Source organism: Legionella bozemanae, assembly GCF_001648595.1.
GTDB lineage: Bacteria > Pseudomonadota > Gammaproteobacteria > Legionellales > Legionellaceae > Legionella > Legionella bozemanae.
This window is the reverse complement of sequence record NZ_LBAW01000020.1, coordinates 1-21,916: the sequence shown is the minus strand read 5'-3', so window position 1 is coordinate 21,916 and position 21,916 is coordinate 1. Positions and strand designations below refer to the sequence as shown.

Genomic DNA, 21,916 nt, shown 5'->3' with positions numbered 1-21,916 from the left:
TTTTTGGGCCACTCCTGTCCGTCAGTTTATTTACTGACCGGATAAGAGTGGCTGTTATTTATATTTAAACAATAATTCTCGCTGTAGGGCTGAGGCAAATCGACGAGGTAAAACAACAATGTCTTATAAATTTGAAGAAGGTAAAGATGTATTAATTGAAGCCATTGTAAATAGAATTAGAAGTTCTATGGTTGGTGATCAAACCGAGTTTTGCGCCGAATTTGCCAAACAGCTATACAGTACTGTAGCAATGGAAGATCTTAATGCATGGACTATCGATGATCTTTACGGCGCTGTAGTAAATTTTTGGACTTTAATTAGTGAACGCGCACCACACGAAACAAAAATTAGAATCTATAACCCAGATTATGAACGTCATGGATGGCAAACAACACATACCGTCATTGAAGTGATTTGTGATGATATGCCGTTTTTGGTTGATTCAATTCGTCTGGTAATCCATAGGATGGGCCTATCCTCTCATCTAACTATTCATATGGGGGGGATTCGGGTTAAAAGAGATAAAAATAACCGGGTCTGCAAGATCTTACCTCGTAATCAAATGTTAGATGAAAAAGATGTAATTCATGAGGCGCCAATATTTTTAGAAATTGATCGCCAAACTGATCCTAAGGTACTTGAAGAATTGCATAAAGGATGTGAGCGTGCTCTTGAAGATAATCGAGTCGTTTTTGAAGATTGGGAAAAAATGCGTGCTGAAGTTCGAGAAGCAATTGCAGAGATTGATAAAGTGTCTTCAGTGCTTGATTTGGATGAAGTGGAAGAAACAAAGGCGTTTTTACATTGGATTGAAGACCATCATTTTACATTCCTGGGGATGAGGGATTATGAGTTGGTGGAAAAGGGTAAAGAAACGGTTTTACAAGCTGTTCCTAATACCGGATTAGGACTTTTGCGTGAAAGCGTTACTAAATCAATGTTGCGTAGTATTTCTGCAATGGCACCTGAAGCACGCGAATTTACCCTGTCTCCACGAATTTTGGTTACTTCAAAAACGAATACATTAGCAAGTGTTCATCGTGACGCTTATACTGATTATATAGGAATTAAACGATTTAATGAACATGGAAAGGTGATTGGCGAAAGAAGAATTATTGGGCTTTATACTTCTGCTGCTTATCATACGAACCCGAAGCAAATTCCATTCTTGCGACGTAAAGTAGCCCATATCATGGAAAATTCCGGATTAAATCCACGTAGTCATGCAGGTAAAGTTTTATTAAATATTCTTGAAACGTTACCACGTGATGATTTGATTCAAGGAACAGAAGATGAACTTCTGGAAATCGCAATGGGTATTTTTTACATGCAAGACAGAAAGCGTATTCGTTTGTTTGCACGAGTGGATGTTTATCGACGTTTTGTTTCCTGTCTAGTATACGTCCCTAAAGATAGGATTAATACTGAGTTAAGAATGGCTATGAAGCAAATTCTTGACGAGAGTTTTAACTCAATTGAGACTTCTTATTCAACTCAATTTACCGAGTCTGTTCTGGCACGAGTTCATTTTATTATTAAAATTAACCCGAATTTACCACTTGAATATGATCTAAAAGAAATTGAAAGAAAGTTGATTGAGGCAGGCCGTTCATGGACCGACGATTTGCAAACTCATTTATATGAGGCTTATGGAGAAGAACAGGCAAATAGTCTCTATGCCCGTTATAAAAATGCATTTCCAGGAGCTTATAGTGATATGTTCCCTGCGAGGACAGCAGTCTATGATATTAAACATATTGAATTGCTTACCCCGGAAGAACCATTAGGTATTAATTTTTATAAGCCCCTGGATGAGTCAGAAAATAGCTTTAGATTAAAAGTATATCAGCATGATACCACTATTCCTTTATCGGATGTTTTGCCCATATTGGAAAAACTGGGTTTGCGCGCTATAAGTGAACGCCCTTATGCATTGAAATTTGAGGATGGTAAAATAGCTTGGGTGAATGATTTTGCCATGCAATATAATAAGCCGATTGAGTTTGAGCTTGATGAGATTAAAGAATTATTCCAAAACGCCTTTGCTAAAGTTTGGTTTGGTCAAGCTGAAAATGACGGATTTAATCAGTTAGTTTTAGCAGCAGGACTTAATTGGCGTGAAGTAGCTGTTTTGCGTACCTATGCCAAATATTTTAAACAAATAGGTATTACTTTTAGCCAAGACTATATGGAAATGGCGTTAAATAATAATGTTGCTATTGCTAAAAAATTAGTGAAATTATTTGAAGTTCGCTGTAATCCTGCGGATGATCCTAATCGAGAGGATCGTTTTGCTGATTTATCCATCGAAATATTAAGCGATCTTGATACTGTATCCAATCTGGATGAAGATAAAATAATCAGACAATACATCCATGCTATTAGTGCTACGTTACGTACTAACTTTTATCAAATAAATGAAGATGGACATCATAAACCTTATATTTCACTCAAGTTAAACAGTAAAATTATTCCCGGTGTGCCAAAACCACATCCGATGTTTGAAATTTTTGTTTATTCTCCACGTTTTGAAGGGGTTCACTTACGTTGCGGCAAGGTTGCTCGCGGCGGTTTGCGTTGGTCTGATCGAAGGGAAGATTTCCGTACAGAAATACTTGGTTTAATGAAAGCGCAGCAAGTGAAAAATTCAGTTATTGTACCTAGTGGTGCCAAAGGTGGTTTTGTACCTAAGCTTTTGCCTGTAAACGGTACTCGTGAAGAAATAATGGCTGAAGGAATCGGTTGTTATCAATTATTTATTCGTGGTCTTCTCGATATCACAGATAATTACGTTGAAGGCAAAGTGGTCAAACCTGTGAATGTTGTATGTTTTGATGAGGATGATCCTTATCTTGTTGTTGCTGCAGATAAAGGTACGGCAACTTTCTCTGATCTCGCCAATGCTATTTCTTTAGAATATGGCTTTTGGCTAGGTGACGCTTTTGCATCAGGTGGATCAATAGGTTATGACCATAAGAAGATGGGGATTACAGCCAAAGGTGCATGGGAATCAGTGAAGCGTCATTTCTATGAATTGGATATAGACATTGAGAATAACGATTTTACTGTTGTTGGCATCGGAGATATGGCAGGCGATGTTTTTGGTAATGGTATGTTGTTGTCAAAACACATCAAGTTAATTGGTGCATTTAACCATATCCATATTTTTGTCGACCCTGATCCTAATGCAGAAATCAGTTACAAAGAACGTGAGCGTTTGTTTCATTTGCCACGTTCGAATTGGGCAGATTACGATAAAAAACTTATCTCCAAGGGTGGTGGTGTATTCAATCGTAATGCCAAATCCATCCCTGTCAGTAAGGAAATGCAAGCAGCTTTTGGAATTAAACAAACCGAGATTGAGCCGAATGAGTTAATTAAAGCAATTTTAAAAGCTAAGGTTGACTTGCTTTGGAGTGCAGGAATCGGTACTTATGTTAAGGCCAGTACTGAATCAAACGCTAATGTTGGCGACCGAACCAATGATGCAACTCGAGTGAATGCAAAACAACTGCGTTGTAAAGTTGTAGGTGAGGGCGGTAACTTGGGATTAACCCAATTGGCACGAGTCGAATACTCATTAAATGGAGGAATGGTATATACCGACTTCATTGATAATTCGGGTGGTGTGAATTGTTCAGATAAAGAAGTAAATATTAAGATCCTATTGAACAGCATTGTAGCAGTTGGTGATTTGACTCCAAAACAACGTAATGAATTATTAATTGAAATGACTGATGAAGTCAGCAAATTGGTGCTACGTGACAATTTCTTGCAAACGAGAGCGATTAGTTTAACTGCATCGCAACCTCTTCAAGCATTGGATCTACAAAGCCGTTATATTAGTGAATTGGAACGCACTGGAAAAATTGACCGTAATCTTGAGTATTTACCCGACGATAAGGTTATTTTGGAACGCAAATTAATGGGTAAAGGTTTGATGCGTCCCAGTATTGCTGTATTGATGTGTTACAGTAAAACAATTCTTAAGGAACAAATTCTGGCCTCAGGTGTTCCCGAAGAAGCGTATATGACCCAATTTTTAATTAGTTCATTTCCAAAACCCTTGCAAGAGCGGTTTAGCAAACAAATGCAATCGCATCCGCTAAAAAGAGAAATTATCGCAACTCGATTAAGCAATATTATTGTAAATGAGATGGGCTTTACTTACATTTACAGATTGCAGGATGAAACAGGAGCTCCTGTTTCCGCTATTGTAAGAGCATATGTAATTACTCGTTCTGTACTTAATTTAGAAGCTGTTTGGAAACAAATCGAAGAATTGGGTACAAAGATCAGCGCTAAAAAACAAATCGAAATGATGATGCTTTATTCCAGATTGGCTCGACGTATTACACGTTGGTTCCTGCGTAGTCAACGTAGGGCTGTGGACATTTCTGAAGTTGTAAAACTCTATGCGCAAGGTGTTGTTGAATTGAAGATATCCATACCGGCTATTCTAAATGAAGAGCGACGAGCAAAATATGATAAACATTATCAAGAGCTTGTGGATGAAGGTATTCCATCAGCGCTAGCACATGATTTAACTGTAACACGAGGTCTATTTGCGGCAACTGACATTATTGAAATCGCTTATAAGAGAAATATGAAGGTAGCGCAAGTTGCTGAGATTTATTTCGGAATTGGCGAGTTCCTGGATCTTGCCTGGATACGAAAGCAAATTATTATGCATCCAAGTGAGAATCATTGGGAATCTCTCTCCAGAGAAGCGTTGCGGGATGATTTAGATTGGCAACAACGTCAACTTACTGCTGGGCTGATTAACTATGATGGTGATAATCCAGATTTGCAGGCGCGTCTTGCATCTTGGGGAGAATCGCATCGTGCATTAATTCAGCGTTGGCGTTTTATATTGGCGGATCTGAAAGCAAGCGCAGTTCTAAACTATACTATGTTTTTTGTTGCAATCAGGGAGTTACTGGATTTAACTCAAACTACTTTGCAATCTTATGCATTGGTTGAGCAAGAAGCATAATTTGTGTATGTGTATAGAGATTGGGCTTTGGTCTGAAAATTTTCACTTTTTTGATCAGTTCATAATAAAGCCGGAAGTAGGTTGGGTTATTTTGACCCAACCTACTTGTTTCACCAAGCTCCATTATATTAAGCGAGTGGATTTGATAAGGTAACTGATGCCTTGGTTAACTCTACTAGCTGATTATGTCCTTCAAGAAACACCGTTTGTTCTGCTTCCTTCAATATACTTACAGCAATTAAATACCGCCCAGATTTTAGAATAGAAAAGTCAACTAATTCACCAACTTCTGTTCCCCCAGGTTCGCTTAATAGCTTTTGTCCGGAATAGATTTTTTGCTCGGTTTCCATTTCATAAATTTTCAATTGATGTTTTATAGTCGCTTTATAGTGCATTCGAGCAATAATTTCTTGCCCTTTATAGCACCCTTTATTGAAGCTAATGTATGGGGTTTGTTGTAAACCAAGTCTATGAGGTAAAAATAGGCCCCGTGATTCGGGGTAAATTTCTATTTGTTGTTGGAATAATCTTAAAGTGTGCCAGGTTAAAGAACCAAGAAATTGGTCATTTTTCATAAAACGTTCTTGTATCGCATGTACATTATCAGCCAGGGCAAGAAAAATATAAAATCCATTGCCTAAATGGTAAGAACAAGAACGGTTGGTATATGTTTGAGCATAAAGCGAATTAGGAAAAAAACCTGTATCGGGAATAATATCTTCATGATTTTGTAGATAAAATCCAAAAATATTAAATTGGCTATTTTTTTTGAGTGTAACGCGAGACAGCAATGCATATTTGCCTAATGAGTTAATTGTACTCTCTTGCAAATCTTGGGGCAGTACTAACTTAACTCCTTGCCAGGTAATAATATCCATTAAAGTGAGAATTCGCCCTTTAAGATTACACTGCGCACCTTCTATCATTTGTATGTCAGATATGGCGTTCAAGTCGCAGGTTAATTGTCCTTGAAGAAAATCAATGGCTTTATTACCCTCAACATCAATCACTGTAAGATAAGATAAATCAAACAAATAATTTTTGTGAGGTAGAAGCACTAATTCTTCCTCTAATGGTTTAAATGTAGTTAAAGCCCTGTTATTGATTAAATGTGTAAAAGTTATGCTCATCATTTTAAACCTAAAAAACAGTTGCTTTGCGGCAACTGTCAATTGAAATATGTAGAGTTTATCTAATTTTTTAAGCTCACCATAGTAGTGTTTTAAATATAGCACCACCCACTAAGTCCTATACTTCGTTGCAAGCTCGTTCGGCTCATGAAGTATACACTCCTTCACCTCACTTTACTTGCGCCTTGTCTAGAACTTAGTGGATAACTCTATAGAGGTTTAATGATTTCCGTTTATAAAGACAGTAGTGTATTATGTGCCCGTAACTTGATCATAAGAGATTTACCTATGTTGGATCCCAAGGAAAAAACAAGACTTGCATGGCATTGCCGCCGAGGAATGCTGGAATTGGATCTTATTTTGCAACATTTTCTTGAGCATCAGCTCGTGCATTTGTCTGTAAAAGAACTCGAGGCTTTTAATTCCCTATTAAGTTGCACTGATCCAGAGTTATTCGCCTGGTTAATGGGGCATGAAGATCCTCAAGATAAAGAGTTAAAAAAAATTGTCGCCATTATCCGAAATAGTAATTGAGCCAGGGAAGTCAAGGACTTATTTCCGTTTGATTTTAGTGACTTACCTTATTACCGCCATTTTGATCTTTTATTCATCAATAGCTTTATTTATCAAACTAATTTTACTGGGCTTTGTTTTTATCTTGCTGAAAATTGATTGGACTAATCAGAGCCCATGCTCATCAGTTAAAAAAATTCAATTTATGAACAATGCATGGGTTTTGGAAGCAGCTCAGGATAATAAGGTGACTTATAATCAAGCTGTTATTCTTATTCACAACCCTCTTTTTCAACTTATTGAATTCACGAATCCAAGTCAAAAAAAGCGGATTGTTTTATTTCTTGACCAGATAACAAACTATCAATTACGTTTATTGCATCTCAAAATAAGCCAAAATAGTATATAATTACACATATAGCACAATAAAAGACCGATCGTTCTTATAATGGAATTATGAGGAAGTGATGAAGAAAGAAACTTCTTATAGTGATGAGGACTTGATTAATTTGGCGAGACAGGGAGACATGGAAGCTTATAATCTGTTGTTTTCACGGTATAACAATAAAATACAGCAAATTATTTACTTACATATTCAAGATAGGGCCAATGTTAGTGATCTGGCGCAAGAAGTATTAATTAAAGTTTATCGCTATTTGCATTATTTTAAAGAGAAAAGTCAATTTTCCACTTGGTTGTATCGAATTACTCAAAATACAATCAAAAATCATTACCGTGCTGCTAATTTGCGCATGGATATGGAAGCAGAATATGCTGACAATTATTATCCTTCGGTGCAACTCTCCCCAGAATATCTATTGATTAATATCGAGTTCGGTGAGCAACTGGAGACGATTCTTTCTACTTTATCTGAGGAGTTACGTCTTTGTTATGGGATGTATATCCTGGATGGCCAATCTTATGAAGCTATTGCAAAAAAAATGGATTGCCCGGTTGGAACGGTGCGATCTCGCATTTTTAGGGCTCGAAAATTAGTTATGGAGTCAATAGGCCAATTTGTTTAAATAGACATTTTTTCTTTCCACAATTATGATATAAAAAGCATTTTTTGATTATCTGGGCCTTTTTAAAATATCTAAGAGTTGATGAACATATGCCTATTACTCTGGAGGTGCGTTTAGTAAATTGCCGCGATAAACTTTTACGACTTTATACAATGCATGAGCATGCCCCAAGTCTTCTGCAGCAATTAAAAGATATCGATGCATATTATAATTCCTCATTCAATAAATCGACTTATTTGCCTAAAACGATTGTGGAAAGCTATGAATTATTTGTTGACAATCTTCTTAAAGTTAAAAATGGTCAACTTTCTGCTGATGAGGCATTACAAAAAATTCAAGATATTCTTTTTGAAAGAAAGCTTGGTATTGTTTTTTATAATATCGCGAAAGTACTGGAAATGGCTTTCTGGTCTTTAGCAATCACCATTTTTTTTCTTTGTGCCACTACAGTAACAGTACCCAATCCAATTTTAGGATTCGGACTAACTATTGTTTCTGCTGCTCTAATGATTAAATCAATAAGTAATTTATTTCAATGTATTGATGATCTTAAATCATGTACCCGATTGAATGAAGAAGATGAGCGAGAACGAAGTTTGGTGTTATTTTTTAAACCGCCCGTTTCTCCCATAAACGAAGTAAGTGCAGCAATCGCTGGGCAATCTTCTACAACTGAGTATGTTTCTGAAAATATGATTGCGATGTTAGATTAGCTAAGGATTAAGTTACTTTAGTTTTAACTGTTTTTTCAATCGGTTGCACTATCTTTAATAGTTTTTTCAATTATGTTATAAAACGACCTTGATTATTTACTGATCAATATAAATATCATTTTTCTTTTATTAAATTAAGGGATGAATTATGTCGAGTTCAATGGAAAAACGTTTAAACAAATGCGATAAAAAAATTGATGCATTGTTTCACGGAGTGGAACTTAATGAGGAAATTGAAAGACAATTAAAAGCGCTTAAAGCTTATTATCATAAGCTATATATTGACGCGCTTGATGATGAATCAGAAAAAGAATCTATTAAACTATATGAACTTCTTGTATTAGGACTTGAAAGTGCAAAAAACGGACAACTAACCGCTGAAAAAGTTTTAAAAGAAATTGAAGAAATAAAGTCGTTAAGAAAAACTGGTGTTGTTCTTGAAAATATTCTAACTTCATTAGAATTGTTGTTCTGGGCCGCACTATCAAGTACATTTTTTTCGTATTGTGTTCTTATGGCAGCCCCATTAGTAGCAGTTAATCCTTTTTTTGCGCTTGCTGTATTGTCAGTCTCTTGTATGGCTGCAATATGCTCAATAGTTCGCTTTTTCAATTGTCTTGATGAATTTAAATCGTTTACTCCAATCGAAGAAGAGTTTGAGCGAGAAAAAAATTTAATACGATTCTTTAAACCTGCTATATCGTCTCCTGAAATACCTCCATCTATAGTATCTGACCATGATGAACTCCAACAGAAAGAGAGATTATCTCTTCAAATAAGTTAAGTATGATTTTCTATATTGAGAGGGATTTAGTGACCCGGGTGAGGGTAAAACTGTAATCCGGGGCTATTGTGTGATATTACTTTCAGTCATCACTGTTATGCAGCTCATAAATATCTATTAACAAATAAGCTGCTATTCAAAAAACATATGATAAAATGCTACCATTCATCTGAACTGTTAAAAGAACTTTATGCTGGAAAGTGACCGCTTAATCAGTACTCAAAGTACTACCTCAGAAGAGGCTATCGATCGTGCTATTAGACCTCTAAGCCTTAGTGAATATATAGGGCAGGATGCAGTAAGTTCGCAGATGCAAATTTTTATCGATGCCGCGAAAAAGCGAAGCGATGCTCTGGATCATGTCTTAATTTTTGGCCCGCCTGGTCTTGGTAAAACTACTTTAGCCAATATTATTGCTCATGAAATGGGTGTCAATCTGCGTCAAACCTCCGGGCCGGTAATTGAGAGAGCAGGGGATATTGCGGCAATACTCACTAACTTGCAAGCAAATGACGTTCTATTTATTGATGAAATTCATAGGCTTAGCCCTGTAATAGAGGAAATACTCTATCCGGCCATGGAAGATTATAAATTGGATATTATGATCGGTGAAGGGCCGGCTGCGCGTTCTATTAAACTGGAGTTACCTCCTTTTACTTTAATTGGCGCAACGACACGAGCCGGATTGCTTACTTCGCCCCTTAGAGATCGATTTGGTATTGTACAGCGTCTGGAATATTATTCTGTTGATTCATTAACTCAAATTGTTGCACGGTCCGCACAATTGCTCAATGTAAAAACTAAACCCGAAGGAGCAAGAGAAATCGCACTCCGATCAAGAGGAACACCACGTATTGCAAATCGTTTACTGCGACGGGTTCGTGATTATGCCGAGGTTAAGGGGAGCGGGATTATTAGTGTTGATATCGCGCAAAAAGCTTTGGAAATGTTGGATGTAGATCAACATGGATTTGACCTCATGGATAGAAAATTACTGTTGGCCGTCATTGAACAATTTAATGGGGGTCCGGTAGGTGTTGATAGCATTGCGGCAGCAATTGGTGAGGAAAAAGGCACAATTGAAGATGTTTTAGAGCCATTTTTAATACAACAAGGATTCCTTATGCGCACGTCAAGAGGTAGAATAGCCACACCAAGAGCGTATCAGCATTTTGGTTTAAATACAGTAGAGCAGGATTAATCAATGGATGCCACAATCACGCATCAACATTCTTTTCGTGTTTACGCGGAAGATGTAGATTATATGGGAATTGTTTATCATGCGAATTACCTTTGCTATTTTGAGCGGGCTCGCACAGAAATGCTCAGGCAAAATAATTTGGTCCTCTCCGATTTGATGAAACAGGATACTCTTTTTGCAATATATGATGCGCATCTTCGGTATAAAGCCCCGGCTCGATTGGATGATTTACTAACAATTAAAACGCAAGTACAGCAATTAGGGGCTTGTAGTTTTTTATTTGATCAGAGTATGCAAAATGAGCAGGAAATAATAGTTTGTGAGGCCAAAATTCAAGTGGTATGCGTGAATAGTAATTTGAAACCAAAACGATTTCCGCGTTGAATAAAAAAATTGTTATTGTAATTTGGTATAGGTAAAAGCCACAGCATGAAATGGTACTGGAGATAATATAGATGGGTAATCAAGCAAATGTATTAATGTATTTTATGCAAGCAGGTATGGTTGTTAAATCAGTTATGATATTGCTAGCTGCTGCATCCATTACTTCCTGGACATTAATATTTCAACGAGCCTGGTTTTTTAACCGTAAAAAGCAGCTCACAGATGCGTTTAATCAAAGATTCTGGGATAGTGGTGATTTAAGCAGGCTCTATGCCGATATTGATAGTAATTCGGATGAACGACAAGGGATGGCAGCTATTTTTCATGCTGGGTTTAAGGAATTTGTACGAGCCAGAAAACAAGGTAATGTAGTTATTGAACCGATACAACGAGTAATGCAAATTACACACGCAAAAGAAGCAGAGAAATTGGAAAAACATTTACCTTTTTTTGCTTCTGTAGGGTCTATCGCACCTTATGTAGGACTATTTGGTACGGTTTGGGGTATAATGACCTCCTTTCAGGCATTAGGCCATGCCCAACAAGCAACGATTGCTATGGTGGCACCAGGGATTTCTGAAGCGTTAGTAGCTACTGCTTTGGGTTTATTTACTGCAATACCAGCAGTTATTGCATATAACCGATATACAACGCGCGCTAATGATTTATTAAATCGATTTGATTTATTTCAGGAAGAATTAATATCGCTTATAGAGCAACAAAACAGAGATACTGCAAGAGGGTAAAATTTGAAATGATCAGAGCAAAAAACAAGCGTGAGCGCCCCATATCAGAAATTAATGTTGTACCATATATCGATGTGATGTTGGTCTTACTTGTAATTTTTATGATCACAGCACCCATGTTGAGCCAAGGAGTAACTGTGGACCTGCCTAAAGCTGCAAGCCAAACTTTGGCACCTACAGATAGAGAACCCATTATTGTTTCAGTAAATCAGCAAGGTACTTATTTTCTTAATATTAGCAGTACTCCTGCAGAACCTATAGAGTCTCAAGCTTTAGTTGTTCGCGTTGCGGCAGAATTGGAGTTGGCAAAGCAATCAAACCAAAAACTTAACGTTTTAGTTAAAGGAGACCAGGGGGTTGCGTACGGAAAAGTTGTTCAGGCAATGGCATTACTCAAACAAGCAGGGGCTGAGCAGGTGGGATTATTGACTGACTCATCTCAAGAAAAATCAGAGGGGCAAGCATGATAAGCAATCCCAGTTATCGTAAAGCTTTTTTTGCCGCACTTGGTTTACATCTTTTTTTAATCGTGATGCTTTTAACAGATAACTCAAGTCAGCGGCCTGTTTTAACTGCGGAAACCAAAAATACACCTGGAGTAGATCAACCTATTGCGGCTACACCTCAAACTGAAGTGGTGAAAGCAGTAAGTGTTGATAATAAACAAGTTATGGAAACAGTAAATCGCTTGAAACAGGAGCGGGAGCAACAAAAAAAAGCTGAAATTAACCGACAAAACGAGCTCAAGCGACAGGCAGAAGCGGCAAGGCAACAGAGAATAAAAGAACAACAACAACTTGCTCGACTTAAAGAGGAGGCGAATAAGATTGCTATTGCTCGTAAAAAACAAGCTGAAGAGGAAAAAAAACGTTTAAAGAAACTTGAAGAGCAAAAGGCATTGGAAGCGAAGCGTATTGAAGACTTAAAAAAACAAAAAGAAGAGTTAGTCAAGCAACAGCAATTGGAAGCTAAAAAACTTGCTGATTTGAATAAGAAAAAAATGGCGGAGAAGGCTCAAGCTGAAAAAGAAAAAGCAGAGCTTGCAAAAGCAGAAGCGGAAAGAAAAAAACAAGCAGAGGCTGCTGCTGCAAAACAAGCGCAAGCAGCAAAAAATGCTGAAAGGCAGGCACGTATCGCCGGCGAAGTTGATAAATATAAGGCACTCATTGTGAATGCTATCGGTAGAAATTGGATATTGCCTGAAAATGTTGACAGTAGTTTATCGAGCCAATTCAGAATACGTCTTGCTCCTGATGGAATGGTATTAGAAGTTACTTTAACTCGCAGCAGTGGTGATCCATTGCTTGACCGTTCAGCACAAACAGCTATTTATAAAGCATCACCGCTACCTGTACCCGCAGATGCAGAAACATTTAATCTGTTTCGAGATATAAGTTTAACCGTTCGACCAGAACAAGTGAGGGGGTAAAACTCGTGATTAACCGAATTATTACACTTTTTTTATTGCTTTTTACACAGCAAATTTTTGCTCTTGATTTAGAGTTAACTCAAGGGATTAATTCAGCCTTACCTATTGCGATTAATTCTTTTGGTTCAGATAGTGCCGCTCAAGAAATCGGACAAGTTATTGAAGGTGATTTAAATTTCTCAGGACAGTTTCGTATTGTTTCTGGTCCTCAAGGTGCCAATGCGCAATCGCCAGTAAGCACGCTCAAGCAGTTGGGGGCAGACAGTGTTGTAACAGGGCATGTCATCCGCGCAGGAAATCATTATGAAGTGAGCTTTACCTTAACTGATGCTGTAGCGAATGGAGCTACTTTATTGACAAAAACGTTTCAAATTAGTGCGAATCAAGTCAGACCATTAGCACATCATATCAGTGATGAAATCTACCAAAAATTAACGGGAGAGAGAGGGATTTTTTCTACTCGCATTGCCTATATTTCTGTCCAAAGAACTCTAAAGAGCACTCGTTATTCACTTGAGGTTGCTGATGCAGATGGACATAATCCACAAAGCTTATTGATTTCCTCCGAGCCTATTATGTCTCCAGCTTGGGCGCCAGATGGTAAAAGCATTTCTTATGTCTCTTTCGAGAAAAAAAGAGCGCAAATATTTACTGTTTCAGTTGAGACAGGTCAAAGACGCTTAATTACCAGTTTCCCTGGAATTAATGGAGCCCCTGCATGGTCTCCTAACGGCAGAGAGTTGGCTGTAGTTTTATCTAAAAGTGGAACACCCAAAATTTACAGCGTAGACATCAGTACCGGTAACATGAAGCAATTGACTTTTGGTGATGCCATTGATACTGAGCCACGCTATGCGCCAGATGGCAAAAGCTTATTATTTACTTCAGGGCGAGGAGGTTCACCACAAATATATCGTCTCTCTTTAGCCAATGGTCAGGTGAGCCGTGTAACTTTTGAAGGTAATTACAATGCACGTGCTTCTTATACACCCGATATGAAAAATATCATTATGTTGCATCGGGATGACAAGCAATTTAACATAGGGTTACAAAGTGCAGCTGGTGGACCAATTGTCAGTCTGACTTTTTCTGGTCGTGATGAGTCTCCATCTATTGCACCAAATGGTCGTTTAATTCTTTATGCGACCCACAATGAGGATAAAGGTGTATTGGGTATCGTTTCTCTTGACGGTAGAATACGAATGAGACTTCCCGCACGTGAAGGAGATGTACAAGAGCCCGCGTGGTCTCCCTATTTGGGTTAATTATGTCACGAATTATTTGTATACTTGTTTGTTGCTTAGTGACTTTAAGCAGTTATGCTTGGAATGCAGCAGGCCACAAGGTGGTGGCGCAAATTGCTTACGATAATTTATCTCCCAGCGCCAGAACCATGTGTTATAAATATCTTCGTTCACGCAGCCAGAACACACCCAATTCAAGTTTTGTTAGCTCTTCAACATGGATGGATGAAATTAGGTGGAGAGAAGTATATTGGTATGATGTAATGCATTATATTGATATTCCTTTTTCCAGTGATGGAACTCACTTACCGCCCATTGAAAGTACCAATGCAGTAAAGACAATTAAACAAGCAACTTCAGTACTTTCCTCTAAAAAGACGAGCCCGTCGGATAAAAAACTTGCATTACGCATGTTGATTCATATAACAGGTGATATCCATCAACCATTACACGCTATAACTCGAGTCAGTGCGCAACATCCTAAGGGTGATTTAGGAGGCAATTTATTCTTGTTAGGAAAAAATCCAGTGGGCAATAATTTACATCAGTATTGGGATAATGGCGCTGGCTTTTTTCTTGGGCAATTTGATGAGGCTCGAGTGAAAAATACAGCACTGCAATTGGAACAAAAAATGCCCTGTTCAATGATAGGTGCAGAAATAAAACCTGCTAAATGGGCAAAGATGTCCCATAAGCTGGCGATAAAGAATGTTTATCAGCTGAACCCTAATGAAACCCCTAGTGATAAATATCAAGAAAATGCTCAGCAATTAATTCAAAAACAAGCTACGTATGCAGGATGCAGGCTCGCAGCGCTACTCAATAAAATTGCTCAATCATAAAATATATGCTTGAGCGCAGCATTAGCGAAACCTAATATTGAATACAAACGAATATCCCGCTCGGCTCTGATCACCAACCCTAGTTTATGTATTAAAATAATATTATATGGCTTATTTTTTTATTTATTATGGCACTATTAAATGATAAAAAGAATGACGATCTGAGTAATAAACTTACTATAAGTCAGTCTTCAGTTGTTCCTGAGCCTTTTTTCAAGCGTCATGACGCGTTATTTATCTCATCTAATATTTCTGAAAAGGATGTTTATAAACATTATCAAACACTTCAGTCCACTATGATTGATAGGAGAAATCCCAATAATCCTATAAAGCCCCTTATGTTATCCAAAAAGGTTCACGCTATTTTGCATACGGGAGAAATAGTAGATATGTTAGCGGCAACAGGAATCACAAAGGAAAATTTGTCTCAAGTAAAAGACATAAAGCACATAGTGCCACGAGAACTTACTGTGGAAGCAAAATGGCTGGATAAGGATAAAGAGCAAGCAAATTGTGGTAGGGATGCGAGTGTTTTTGGTGATTTAGGGATTCTGGCCATCTCAAAGGAAGTGAGCGCTCTTAATATTCCCAAAATGAATGCATCAGCAGTACCTGAAACCTTTCTAAGAAAATATGGAGCAGAGCTTATTTCACTAAATCAATCCTTTACATTGGATGATGTAGAATATGAAGAATTAAAAACTCTATTTTTAGTAGAATATATATGGGACCCGGCCTATATCGAAGAATATGTTATGAATCAATTTGGTGGAGGAGGAGTATTTATTGAAACCCATCCTTTTCCGCATGTCTTCACTCCTTTATCCCCTAAATGTAGTGGTGCCTTGACTCTTGGTTTTGATAGAGCGGATGGATATTTTGATTTTGCAAGTTTCGAAATTCCTTTTGGATATACAATGAAAGTGAGAAGTAACGTGATCCATAGTGACGCATTTTTTGTTGGTCCTTATGCAATCGCTTTGACACAAACAGATCGTGCTAATTCTGTACTCTTAAAACGCGATACTATAGAGCGAGAAATAGAGAGAGTCTTTCTTACTCCTGTGCCAAAATAACTTAATTCTGGCACAAGGTACTTCATGTAATTTATTGAATTTGAACTCTAAAATACTAATAAAGGCAAACTACAAATACTATGCTATATTTTAGATGCAATTGTTTAAAAAATAGGATTGATATCCTCAACAAAAGGAATTATAAAAATGAACAAATTATTTGCAAAGATTGGTATAGTTAGCTTATTAATGAGCGTTTCATTTTTTGGTTGGGCAGAATCAGGGCCCTGCAAGGCTATTGCAATCTCTTGTATGCAAAATGGTTACTTTAAAGGAGGGGAGAATGCAGGCAAAGAGTTAGTCAAAGACTGTGTTTTACCTGTATCAATGGGTAAAAAACAATTACCCAACACCAATTTCAGCCCAGAACAATTGCAGCAATGCAAAATGAAGCTTGCTGAAAAAATAAAAAGTAAAATGCAAGAAAAAATGCAGCAATAACATCTATATCCTCCCCCTCAAGGGGAGAGGAGTTTTACCTTATTCCTTTTGTAACGACTCCATCACAGCACCTAAGAAACGGGTTGCTTCGCCTCCAGTGACTGCTCTATGATCAAAACTTAATGATAAAGGAAGTATGTTATGTGCTTCGAGTGTTCCTTGAGTATTGACAACAGCTCCCTGATAGAGTCTGCCTACGGCCAAAATAGCAACCATCGGTGGAACAATAATGGGACTTGCGAAGCGACCAGCAAATTTTCCAAAATTGGAAAGTGTTATAGTAGCTCCTTTCAATTTATCTGCAGTAATTTCTCGATTGCTCACAGACTCTTTAAACTCATTGATCATTTTTCGTAGATCACCATCGGCAAGTTTTCCGGCGTCATGAATAACAGGTACAAATAATCCTTCTTCATTATCCATGGCCAAGCCAAGATGTACCTCATCAAAACACTGGCGTGCACCATGTTTTGTATCAAACCATGCATTTAAGGCAGGTTCTTTTTTAGCAGCGTAGACCATTGCCCGGATTAGGCGAATCGTAATATCAGTACCTGGCTTCCACGCATTAATATCCGCTTCATCAAAAATACTTACAGGAACTACCTCTGCATGAGATTGAGTCATACTATTAAGCATTGCTCGCCTTACTCCGCGCAGAGGTTCAAAGCCTGCAGGAATCTCTGAGTTCTTGTCAGCTTGTACCTGAACATCATCTCGAGTGATGACGCCAAACTCTCCAGTTCCCTTAACTGTAGATAAATCGACATTAAGTTTTTTAGCAAGCATTTTTACTGCAGGGGTTGCCTTGATGCGGTTTTTAGTAGTGTGTTGGATGCCGACAGTAAAATTATCTTCAAATACTTCACTGCTTTCTTCTAAATTACCGACTACTGTTCCTTTGTCTTCGGTTTTAGCACTAGTTGATTTAAAAGCAACCAAAGGTTCACCTGTTTTAATTACATCTCCAGGCTTACCATATAATTTGCTAATAGTCCCAGACTGAGGACAAGGTACATCAACTACTGCTTTTGCGGTTTCCATAGAAACTAATGGTTGATCTACTATTACAACATCACCTTCTTTAACAAACCATTCATGAATCTCAGCATCTGGCAGGCCTTCACCCAAATCAGGTAGATTGAAAATATTCATTATTACTCCATTATGCTCATAACACTGTTTTTAATCCGTGCAACACTTGGGATGTACTGTTTTTCCAGCTGAAAATAGGGCATTACAGTATCATACCCGGTTACCCGTTGGACTGGAGCCATTAAATCAGCCATAGAGTTTTCCATAATTTGTGCGGAAATCTCGGCACCAACTCCACAAGTTTTTGCTCCCTCATGAACGATAACACAACGTCCCGTTTTCTCTACTGAGGCTAGAATTGTTTCAATATCTAGTGGTTTAATCGTTGCTACATCAATGACTTCACAAGAAATTCCTTCGTTTTCTAATTGCTTCGCGGCTTGTTGGGTTTCGTGGATGCTGGCTCCCCAACTTATTAATGTGACGTCATCGCCTTGTTGTAAAGTAAAACACTTGCCGAGGGGAAGAGCCTCACCGTTATCTTCTACAGGTTGCTTGACTAAACGATAAATACGTTTAGGTTCGAGAAAAACTACCGGATCAGGATTACGCATGGCTGCTAAAAGCAGCCCATAAGCGCGTCGTGGTGAAGAGGGAATCACAACTTGTAAACCAGGAATATGAGCAAATAGTGCCTCAGTACTTTCAGAATGATGTTCTGGAGCTCGAATGCCACCACCAAAAGGCGCACGAAAAACGAGAGGGCAATGGAGTCGACCGCGTGTTCGATTACGCATTCGAGCAGCATGAGAAATAATTTGATTCATTGCTGGGTAGATGAACCCCATAAATTGAAATTCAGCAACAGGTTTCAATCCTTGTATGGACATGCCAATTGCTAATCCGGCAATCATAGACTCTGCCAGAGGAGTATCAAAAACTCTTTTTTCACCAAAACGCTCTTGTAATCCTACAGTGGCGCGAAAGACACCACCATTTTTACCTACATCTTCTCCAAAAACCACAACATTTTCATCATGAGCTAACTCATAAGCCAAAGCCTGAGTTACTGCCTCGATTAAAGTAATATCAGGCATGAGTTGCTTCCTCCATAGCTATTGCACGTTGTTCCACTAAATACTCGGGTAGTTCGGCATAATGATAATCAAAAATACTACTGATTGGTTGCGGCTCCATACCCAAGTATTCATTAACTGCTTTTTCTACTTCTTCAGAACATTGAATTACCAAATTTTCTTCGTCTTGCGCATTCCAAATTTTTTGTTCTATAAGAAATTCTTTAAATCGTGAGATGGGTTCTTTAGGTTTTGCTTTTTCAACTTCAGCGCCAGGTTGATAGCGAGTTGCATCATCAGCTGTTGTATGATCCGATAAACGGTAAGAGATAGCTTCAATTAAAGTAGGTCCTTCACCACGACGTGCTTTTTCAATTGCATCGCCAATAACTTGTCTTGTTGCCAGAATGTCATTACCGTCAATTTGCATTCCTGTAAAGCCAGCTGCTATAGCCTTTTGTGCTATAGTTTGGGTACCGGTCTGTTGATCTCTAGGGACAGAAATTGCCCATTGATTATTATTGACCACGAAAACAACGGGTAAATTCCATGTGCCTGCGACATTCATCGCTTCATAGAAATCGCCTTCAGAAGTACCGCCTTCACCAAGACACACTACAGCGACACGAGGTTGATTTCTGTATTTAAAGGCAAATGCAACGCCTGTTGCATGCAAACATTGAGATGCAATTGGAACACATATCGGTAAGTCTTCTGAATTACAGGAAAATTGACTGCCACGCTCATCACCACCCCAGAAAGCGAGTATTTCAGACATTTTTACCCCGCGTTGAAATTGCGCAGCATAATCACGATAATAGGGTACAAGTACGTCCTCAGGACGCATTGCATGCCCTATAGCGGTTGAAATTGCTTCCTGTCCGTTAATCGGGGCATAAGTTCCCATTTTTCCCGTTCTTTGTAAAGCAATCGCTTTTTTATCAAAAGTCCGTGTAAGAACCATAATTTTATAAAGTTCTTTGAGCACAGAATGATCATGGGCAAAAGAAGGTAGCTGGCCGACCAATTTTCCATGTTCATTTAAAAATTGAGTATATGTAATATCAAATTGAGCAACTGTTGCCATACAAGGCTCCTTGTCAATAAAGCGTTTGCATAGCATACTCACAAATTAATTCAAAAACCAGAGAATTAGTGTTGAATTCGTATTTCAAAATGAAGTATTTGTAGCCTGGGTGCAGCGTCTGTCTCTTGATCACACCTATGCCTACGCTCCGCGGCACCTAGGATACAAATATAAGTTTTATAATAATTACCTAAGAGGAATATTTTGAGTCAATTTGTATTATATTCATTAGACTATCATGATTCATTACATGAATATTACCAAAAATTACATCATTTACCTGGTTTTGTTCTTTTAGAAAGTACTGATCGCACTCATGGACGTTATGATATTATCAGTGCCTATCCTTATGATTTTATTCAAATCGATCAAAATACTGACGATTTGCCGAGCTTATTAAAAAAAATAAGTCAGATCTTATCGCCAATCCCGTCTGTGGCGGATCTTCCTTTTCAAGGCGGTGCTCTGGGTTATATCTCTTATGATCTTGGGGCAAAATTATTGGGGATAGATTCCCGCATACAACCCACATTAGAAAATATGCCTTTGCTCGATCTTGGTTTGTATGATTGGGCAATTATTGTGGATCATTATAATAAAACGGTAACCGTATTTGCTGCAAATACACATCAGTCAACTTCTAAAATAGTTGATGAAGTATTGGAGTTATGGAATAACTCTGCCGAGCAACAAAATAATGCAGTCATTAAAGGTGATTTTACTCCTTTAGTGAGCAAACAAAATTACATCAAAGCATTTTCCTCAATTTATCAATTTTTAAAAGAAGGAAGAAGTTATCAGGTCAATCTGACTCAGCCATTTCACGTTGCTTACGAAGGAGACAGTTGGGCTTTTTATAAAAAAATTTGTTTAAAAAACCCTGTTCCTTTTGCTGCTTTTCTACGAACAGCCCATGCTGATATTTTAAGCTTCTCCCCCGAGCGTTTTCTATTTCATGAAGAGGGTAAATTAATCACATCTCCTATTAAAGGAACAATAGGACGCTCCACTAATCCTATGGAAGATGAGCAATTAAAAAATAAATTAACATCATGCGAAAAAAATCGAGCTGAGAATGTCATGATAGTTGATTTATTGAGAAATGATTTGGGTAAAATTGCTCAACCAGGTTCGGTACACGTAACTGATTTATGCGAAGTGCAAAGCTATACTTCAGTTCATCATTTAGTAAGTACAATTGAAGCTCAATGTCTCGCTATAATTCTACCATTTGATGCATTTTTGTCTTGTTTTCCTGGTGGTTCTATTACTGGAGCACCAAAAATTGAGTCTATGCGAATTATTCATGAACAAGAATCTTATGCACGAGGTATTTATTGTGGCTCTATAGGTTATTTTTCCCGGCATGGGCGTTTTGATACAAATATTGCTATTCGTACGGTTACAGCCACAGAAAATATTTTACATTTAGCTGCTGGTGGTGGATTAGTTATTGACTCAAACTGGGAAGATGAATATCGTGAATGTTTTATCAAAATAGCAGCGGTTATTAATGGACTTAAATGAAATTAAAGGGAAAAAACTTGCCCATTCGGCTGTGGTCGTCTTATATGAGCAGTTATCTGATTCATTAATTCTGACACAACGTAGTGATAAACTGCGTGCGCATCCCGGAGAAATTTGTTTCCCAGGTGGTGCCTGGGAAGAGGGAGATGAGAACTATTATGCTACTGCACTTAGAGAGTTGCATGAAGAGTTAGGTATCACCCCTAACCGCATCACTTTGATAAAAGAATTAACTACTCAAAAAACTCTTTTAGGGAAGATTATTCATCCTTGGTTTGCAAGTATAGAGACTATTCATCCTTACCAGTTAAATGATCAAGAGGTTACTCGTCTAATATCGATCCCGATGGTATTAGTTCAAGATGCCCAAAATTATAAAGATTTTATAATTGAACGAAATGGTCGTCGTTATATGACTTGTGAGTTTACTGCAAATAAAGATTGGGTATGGGGTGCGACTGCTCGCATAATGAAACAATTGGTAAAATAATTCGGACTAGAAAGAGTGTCCTTAGAAAAGCATTGGATAAAAGGGTGAGGATTTTGTTTCTGGATTGGTCATAAAAGACCGTAGGTACCTAAAAACCTCACCTAATCACGATTTTAAACGCGAACGGTAGGAAGGTCATAAAGACCGTGTACCCAATCAAGTGTCTGAATCTTTATA

21 protein-coding genes are annotated in these 21,916 nt (G+C 37.9%); 17 read left to right on the top strand and 4 right to left on the bottom strand.

Translation table 11 applies throughout. From position 1 onward, the window contains the following. Positions 1 to 118: 118 nt before the first annotated feature. On the top strand, positions 119 to 4,996 hold the full coding sequence (locus A8O27_RS13795; protein ID WP_058457750.1) for an NAD-glutamate dehydrogenase: 4,878 nt from the start codon (positions 119 to 121) through the stop codon (positions 4,994 to 4,996). 128 nt (positions 4,997 to 5,124) lie between these two features. On the opposite strand, the gene ygfZ is transcribed toward A8O27_RS13795, so the two are convergent. Beyond that, positions 5,125 to 6,126, bottom strand: coding sequence for a CAF17-like 4Fe-4S cluster assembly/insertion protein YgfZ (gene ygfZ / locus A8O27_RS13790; protein WP_058457814.1), 1,002 nt, complete (start codon positions 6,124 to 6,126; stop codon positions 5,125 to 5,127). A gap of 288 nt (positions 6,127 to 6,414) precedes the next feature. On the opposite strand from ygfZ, the gene A8O27_RS13785 reads away from it, so the two are divergent. From A8O27_RS13785 to A8O27_RS13720, 14 genes are all read left to right on the top strand, one after another. Then, positions 6,415 to 6,660, top strand: a complete 246-nt coding sequence (locus A8O27_RS13785) for an FAD assembly factor SdhE (RefSeq protein WP_058457815.1) — start codon at positions 6,415 to 6,417, stop codon at positions 6,658 to 6,660. 184 nt (positions 6,661 to 6,844) lie between these two features. Next, a complete protein-coding gene (locus tag A8O27_RS19360; RefSeq protein ID WP_235810449.1) occupies positions 6,845 to 7,048 on the top strand; it encodes a hypothetical protein in 204 nt (67 codons plus the stop codon). A gap of 58 nt (positions 7,049 to 7,106) precedes the next feature. Further along, positions 7,107 to 7,664, top strand: a complete 558-nt coding sequence (locus tag A8O27_RS13775; protein WP_058457752.1) for a sigma-70 family RNA polymerase sigma factor — start codon at positions 7,107 to 7,109, stop codon at positions 7,662 to 7,664. Between the two features lie 89 nt (positions 7,665 to 7,753). After that, positions 7,754 to 8,377 (top strand): DUF5638 domain-containing protein, encoded by a 624-nt coding sequence (locus tag A8O27_RS13770; RefSeq protein ID WP_058457753.1) that lies wholly within the window; start codon positions 7,754 to 7,756, stop codon positions 8,375 to 8,377. A 160-nt stretch (positions 8,378 to 8,537) separates the two neighbouring features. Beyond that, on the top strand, positions 8,538 to 9,161 hold the full coding sequence (locus A8O27_RS13765; protein ID WP_235810450.1) for a DUF5638 domain-containing protein: 624 nt from the start codon (positions 8,538 to 8,540) through the stop codon (positions 9,159 to 9,161). Between the two features lie 190 nt (positions 9,162 to 9,351). Continuing rightward, positions 9,352 to 10,362, top strand: coding sequence for a Holliday junction branch migration DNA helicase RuvB (ruvB, locus tag A8O27_RS13760; protein ID WP_058457755.1), 1,011 nt, complete (start codon positions 9,352 to 9,354; stop codon positions 10,360 to 10,362). Positions 10,363 to 10,365: 3 nt separating this feature from the next. Further along, positions 10,366 to 10,746, top strand: coding sequence for a YbgC/FadM family acyl-CoA thioesterase (locus A8O27_RS13755; RefSeq protein ID WP_058457756.1), 381 nt, complete (start codon positions 10,366 to 10,368; stop codon positions 10,744 to 10,746). 71 nt (positions 10,747 to 10,817) lie between these two features. Then, entirely contained in the window at positions 10,818 to 11,492 is a 675-nt protein-coding gene (tolQ, locus tag A8O27_RS13750; RefSeq protein ID WP_058457757.1) for a protein TolQ, read from the top strand. An 8-nt stretch (positions 11,493 to 11,500) separates the two neighbouring features. After that, entirely contained in the window at positions 11,501 to 11,959 is a 459-nt protein-coding gene (tolR, locus tag A8O27_RS13745; protein WP_058457758.1) for a protein TolR, read from the top strand. Beyond that, the gene (tolA, locus tag A8O27_RS13740; protein ID WP_058457759.1) at positions 11,956 to 12,921 is read left to right on the top strand and encodes a cell envelope integrity protein TolA; all 966 of its coding nucleotides are present in this window, start codon (positions 11,956 to 11,958) and stop codon (positions 12,919 to 12,921) included. Before tolR ends, tolA begins: the two co-directional genes overlap by 4 nt. Before the next feature lie 5 nt (positions 12,922 to 12,926). Further along, positions 12,927 to 14,186, top strand: a complete 1,260-nt coding sequence (gene tolB / locus A8O27_RS13735) for a Tol-Pal system beta propeller repeat protein TolB (RefSeq protein WP_058457760.1) — start codon at positions 12,927 to 12,929, stop codon at positions 14,184 to 14,186. Positions 14,187 to 14,188: 2 nt separating this feature from the next. Next, on the top strand, positions 14,189 to 15,007 hold the full coding sequence (locus A8O27_RS13730) for a S1/P1 nuclease (RefSeq protein WP_058457761.1): 819 nt from the start codon (positions 14,189 to 14,191) through the stop codon (positions 15,005 to 15,007). A gap of 128 nt (positions 15,008 to 15,135) precedes the next feature. Beyond that, entirely contained in the window at positions 15,136 to 16,083 is a 948-nt protein-coding gene (locus tag A8O27_RS13725) for a hypothetical protein (RefSeq protein WP_058457762.1), read from the top strand. A gap of 147 nt (positions 16,084 to 16,230) precedes the next feature. Further along, positions 16,231 to 16,524 carry a hypothetical protein gene (locus tag A8O27_RS13720; RefSeq protein WP_058457763.1) on the top strand — a complete coding sequence of 98 codons (294 nt, stop codon included), beginning with the start codon at positions 16,231 to 16,233 and terminating at the stop codon, positions 16,522 to 16,524. Between the two features lie 39 nt (positions 16,525 to 16,563). Here the strand turns inward: A8O27_RS13720 and A8O27_RS13715 are convergent, their stop codons facing one another. Genes A8O27_RS13715 through pdhA form a run of 3 tightly spaced genes read right to left on the bottom strand, consistent with a single transcriptional unit; the run spans position 16,564 to position 19,722 of the window. Beyond that, positions 16,564 to 17,679 (bottom strand): dihydrolipoamide acetyltransferase family protein, encoded by a 1,116-nt coding sequence (locus A8O27_RS13715; protein ID WP_058457764.1) that lies wholly within the window; start codon positions 17,677 to 17,679, stop codon positions 16,564 to 16,566. Positions 17,680 to 17,681: 2 nt separating this feature from the next. Then, a complete protein-coding gene (locus A8O27_RS13710) occupies positions 17,682 to 18,656 on the bottom strand; it encodes an alpha-ketoacid dehydrogenase subunit beta (RefSeq protein WP_058457765.1) in 975 nt (324 codons plus the stop codon). Further along, complete coding sequence (pdhA, locus tag A8O27_RS13705) at positions 18,649 to 19,722, bottom strand: pyruvate dehydrogenase (acetyl-transferring) E1 component subunit alpha (protein WP_058457766.1); 1,074 nt, start codon at positions 19,720 to 19,722, stop codon at positions 18,649 to 18,651. Before pdhA ends, A8O27_RS13710 begins: the two co-directional genes overlap by 8 nt. A 204-nt stretch (positions 19,723 to 19,926) precedes the next feature. On the opposite strand from pdhA, the gene pabB reads away from it, so the two are divergent. Together pabB and A8O27_RS13695 are read left to right on the top strand one after the other, a co-directional pair. Then, on the top strand, positions 19,927 to 21,249 hold the full coding sequence (gene pabB / locus A8O27_RS13700; protein WP_058457767.1) for an aminodeoxychorismate synthase component I: 1,323 nt from the start codon (positions 19,927 to 19,929) through the stop codon (positions 21,247 to 21,249). Continuing rightward, the gene (locus A8O27_RS13695) at positions 21,236 to 21,739 is read left to right on the top strand and encodes an NUDIX hydrolase (RefSeq protein ID WP_058457768.1); all 504 of its coding nucleotides are present in this window, start codon (positions 21,236 to 21,238) and stop codon (positions 21,737 to 21,739) included. Before pabB ends, A8O27_RS13695 begins: the two co-directional genes overlap by 14 nt. Positions 21,740 to 21,916 lie beyond the last annotated feature (177 nt).

What these genes read in the sequence shown, in the direction of transcription:
- tolA (WP_058457759.1), top strand. Translation starts at nt 11,956, where the DNA reads ATGATAAGCAATCCCAGTTATCGTAAAGCTTTTTTTGCCGCACTTGGT.
- ruvB (WP_058457755.1), top strand. Translation starts at nt 9,352, where the DNA reads ATGCTGGAAAGTGACCGCTTAATCAGTACTCAAAGTACTACCTCAGAA.
- A8O27_RS13730 (WP_058457761.1), top strand. Translation starts at nt 14,189, where the DNA reads ATGTCACGAATTATTTGTATACTTGTTTGTTGCTTAGTGACTTTAAGC.
- A8O27_RS13710 (WP_058457765.1), bottom strand. Translation starts at nt 18,656, where the DNA reads ATGCCTGATATTACTTTAATCGAGGCAGTAACTCAGGCTTTGGCTTAT.
- ygfZ (WP_058457814.1), bottom strand. Translation starts at nt 6,126, where the DNA reads ATGAGCATAACTTTTACACATTTAATCAATAACAGGGCTTTAACTACA.
- A8O27_RS13795 (WP_058457750.1), top strand. Translation starts at nt 119, where the DNA reads ATGTCTTATAAATTTGAAGAAGGTAAAGATGTATTAATTGAAGCCATT.
- A8O27_RS19360 (WP_235810449.1), top strand. Translation starts at nt 6,845, where the DNA reads ATGAACAATGCATGGGTTTTGGAAGCAGCTCAGGATAATAAGGTGACT.
- A8O27_RS13775 (WP_058457752.1), top strand. Translation starts at nt 7,107, where the DNA reads ATGAAGAAAGAAACTTCTTATAGTGATGAGGACTTGATTAATTTGGCG.
- pdhA (WP_058457766.1), bottom strand. Translation starts at nt 19,722, where the DNA reads ATGGCAACAGTTGCTCAATTTGATATTACATATACTCAATTTTTAAAT.
- A8O27_RS13695 (WP_058457768.1), top strand. Translation starts at nt 21,236, where the DNA reads ATGGACTTAAATGAAATTAAAGGGAAAAAACTTGCCCATTCGGCTGTG.
- tolQ (WP_058457757.1), top strand. Translation starts at nt 10,818, where the DNA reads ATGGGTAATCAAGCAAATGTATTAATGTATTTTATGCAAGCAGGTATG.
- A8O27_RS13770 (WP_058457753.1), top strand. Translation starts at nt 7,754, where the DNA reads ATGCCTATTACTCTGGAGGTGCGTTTAGTAAATTGCCGCGATAAACTT.
- A8O27_RS13755 (WP_058457756.1), top strand. Translation starts at nt 10,366, where the DNA reads ATGGATGCCACAATCACGCATCAACATTCTTTTCGTGTTTACGCGGAA.
- A8O27_RS13725 (WP_058457762.1), top strand. Translation starts at nt 15,136, where the DNA reads ATGGCACTATTAAATGATAAAAAGAATGACGATCTGAGTAATAAACTT.
- A8O27_RS13715 (WP_058457764.1), bottom strand. Translation starts at nt 17,679, where the DNA reads ATGAATATTTTCAATCTACCTGATTTGGGTGAAGGCCTGCCAGATGCT.
- A8O27_RS13720 (WP_058457763.1), top strand. Translation starts at nt 16,231, where the DNA reads ATGAACAAATTATTTGCAAAGATTGGTATAGTTAGCTTATTAATGAGC.
- A8O27_RS13785 (WP_058457815.1), top strand. Translation starts at nt 6,415, where the DNA reads ATGTTGGATCCCAAGGAAAAAACAAGACTTGCATGGCATTGCCGCCGA.
- A8O27_RS13765 (WP_235810450.1), top strand. Translation starts at nt 8,538, where the DNA reads ATGGAAAAACGTTTAAACAAATGCGATAAAAAAATTGATGCATTGTTT.
- tolR (WP_058457758.1), top strand. Translation starts at nt 11,501, where the DNA reads ATGATCAGAGCAAAAAACAAGCGTGAGCGCCCCATATCAGAAATTAAT.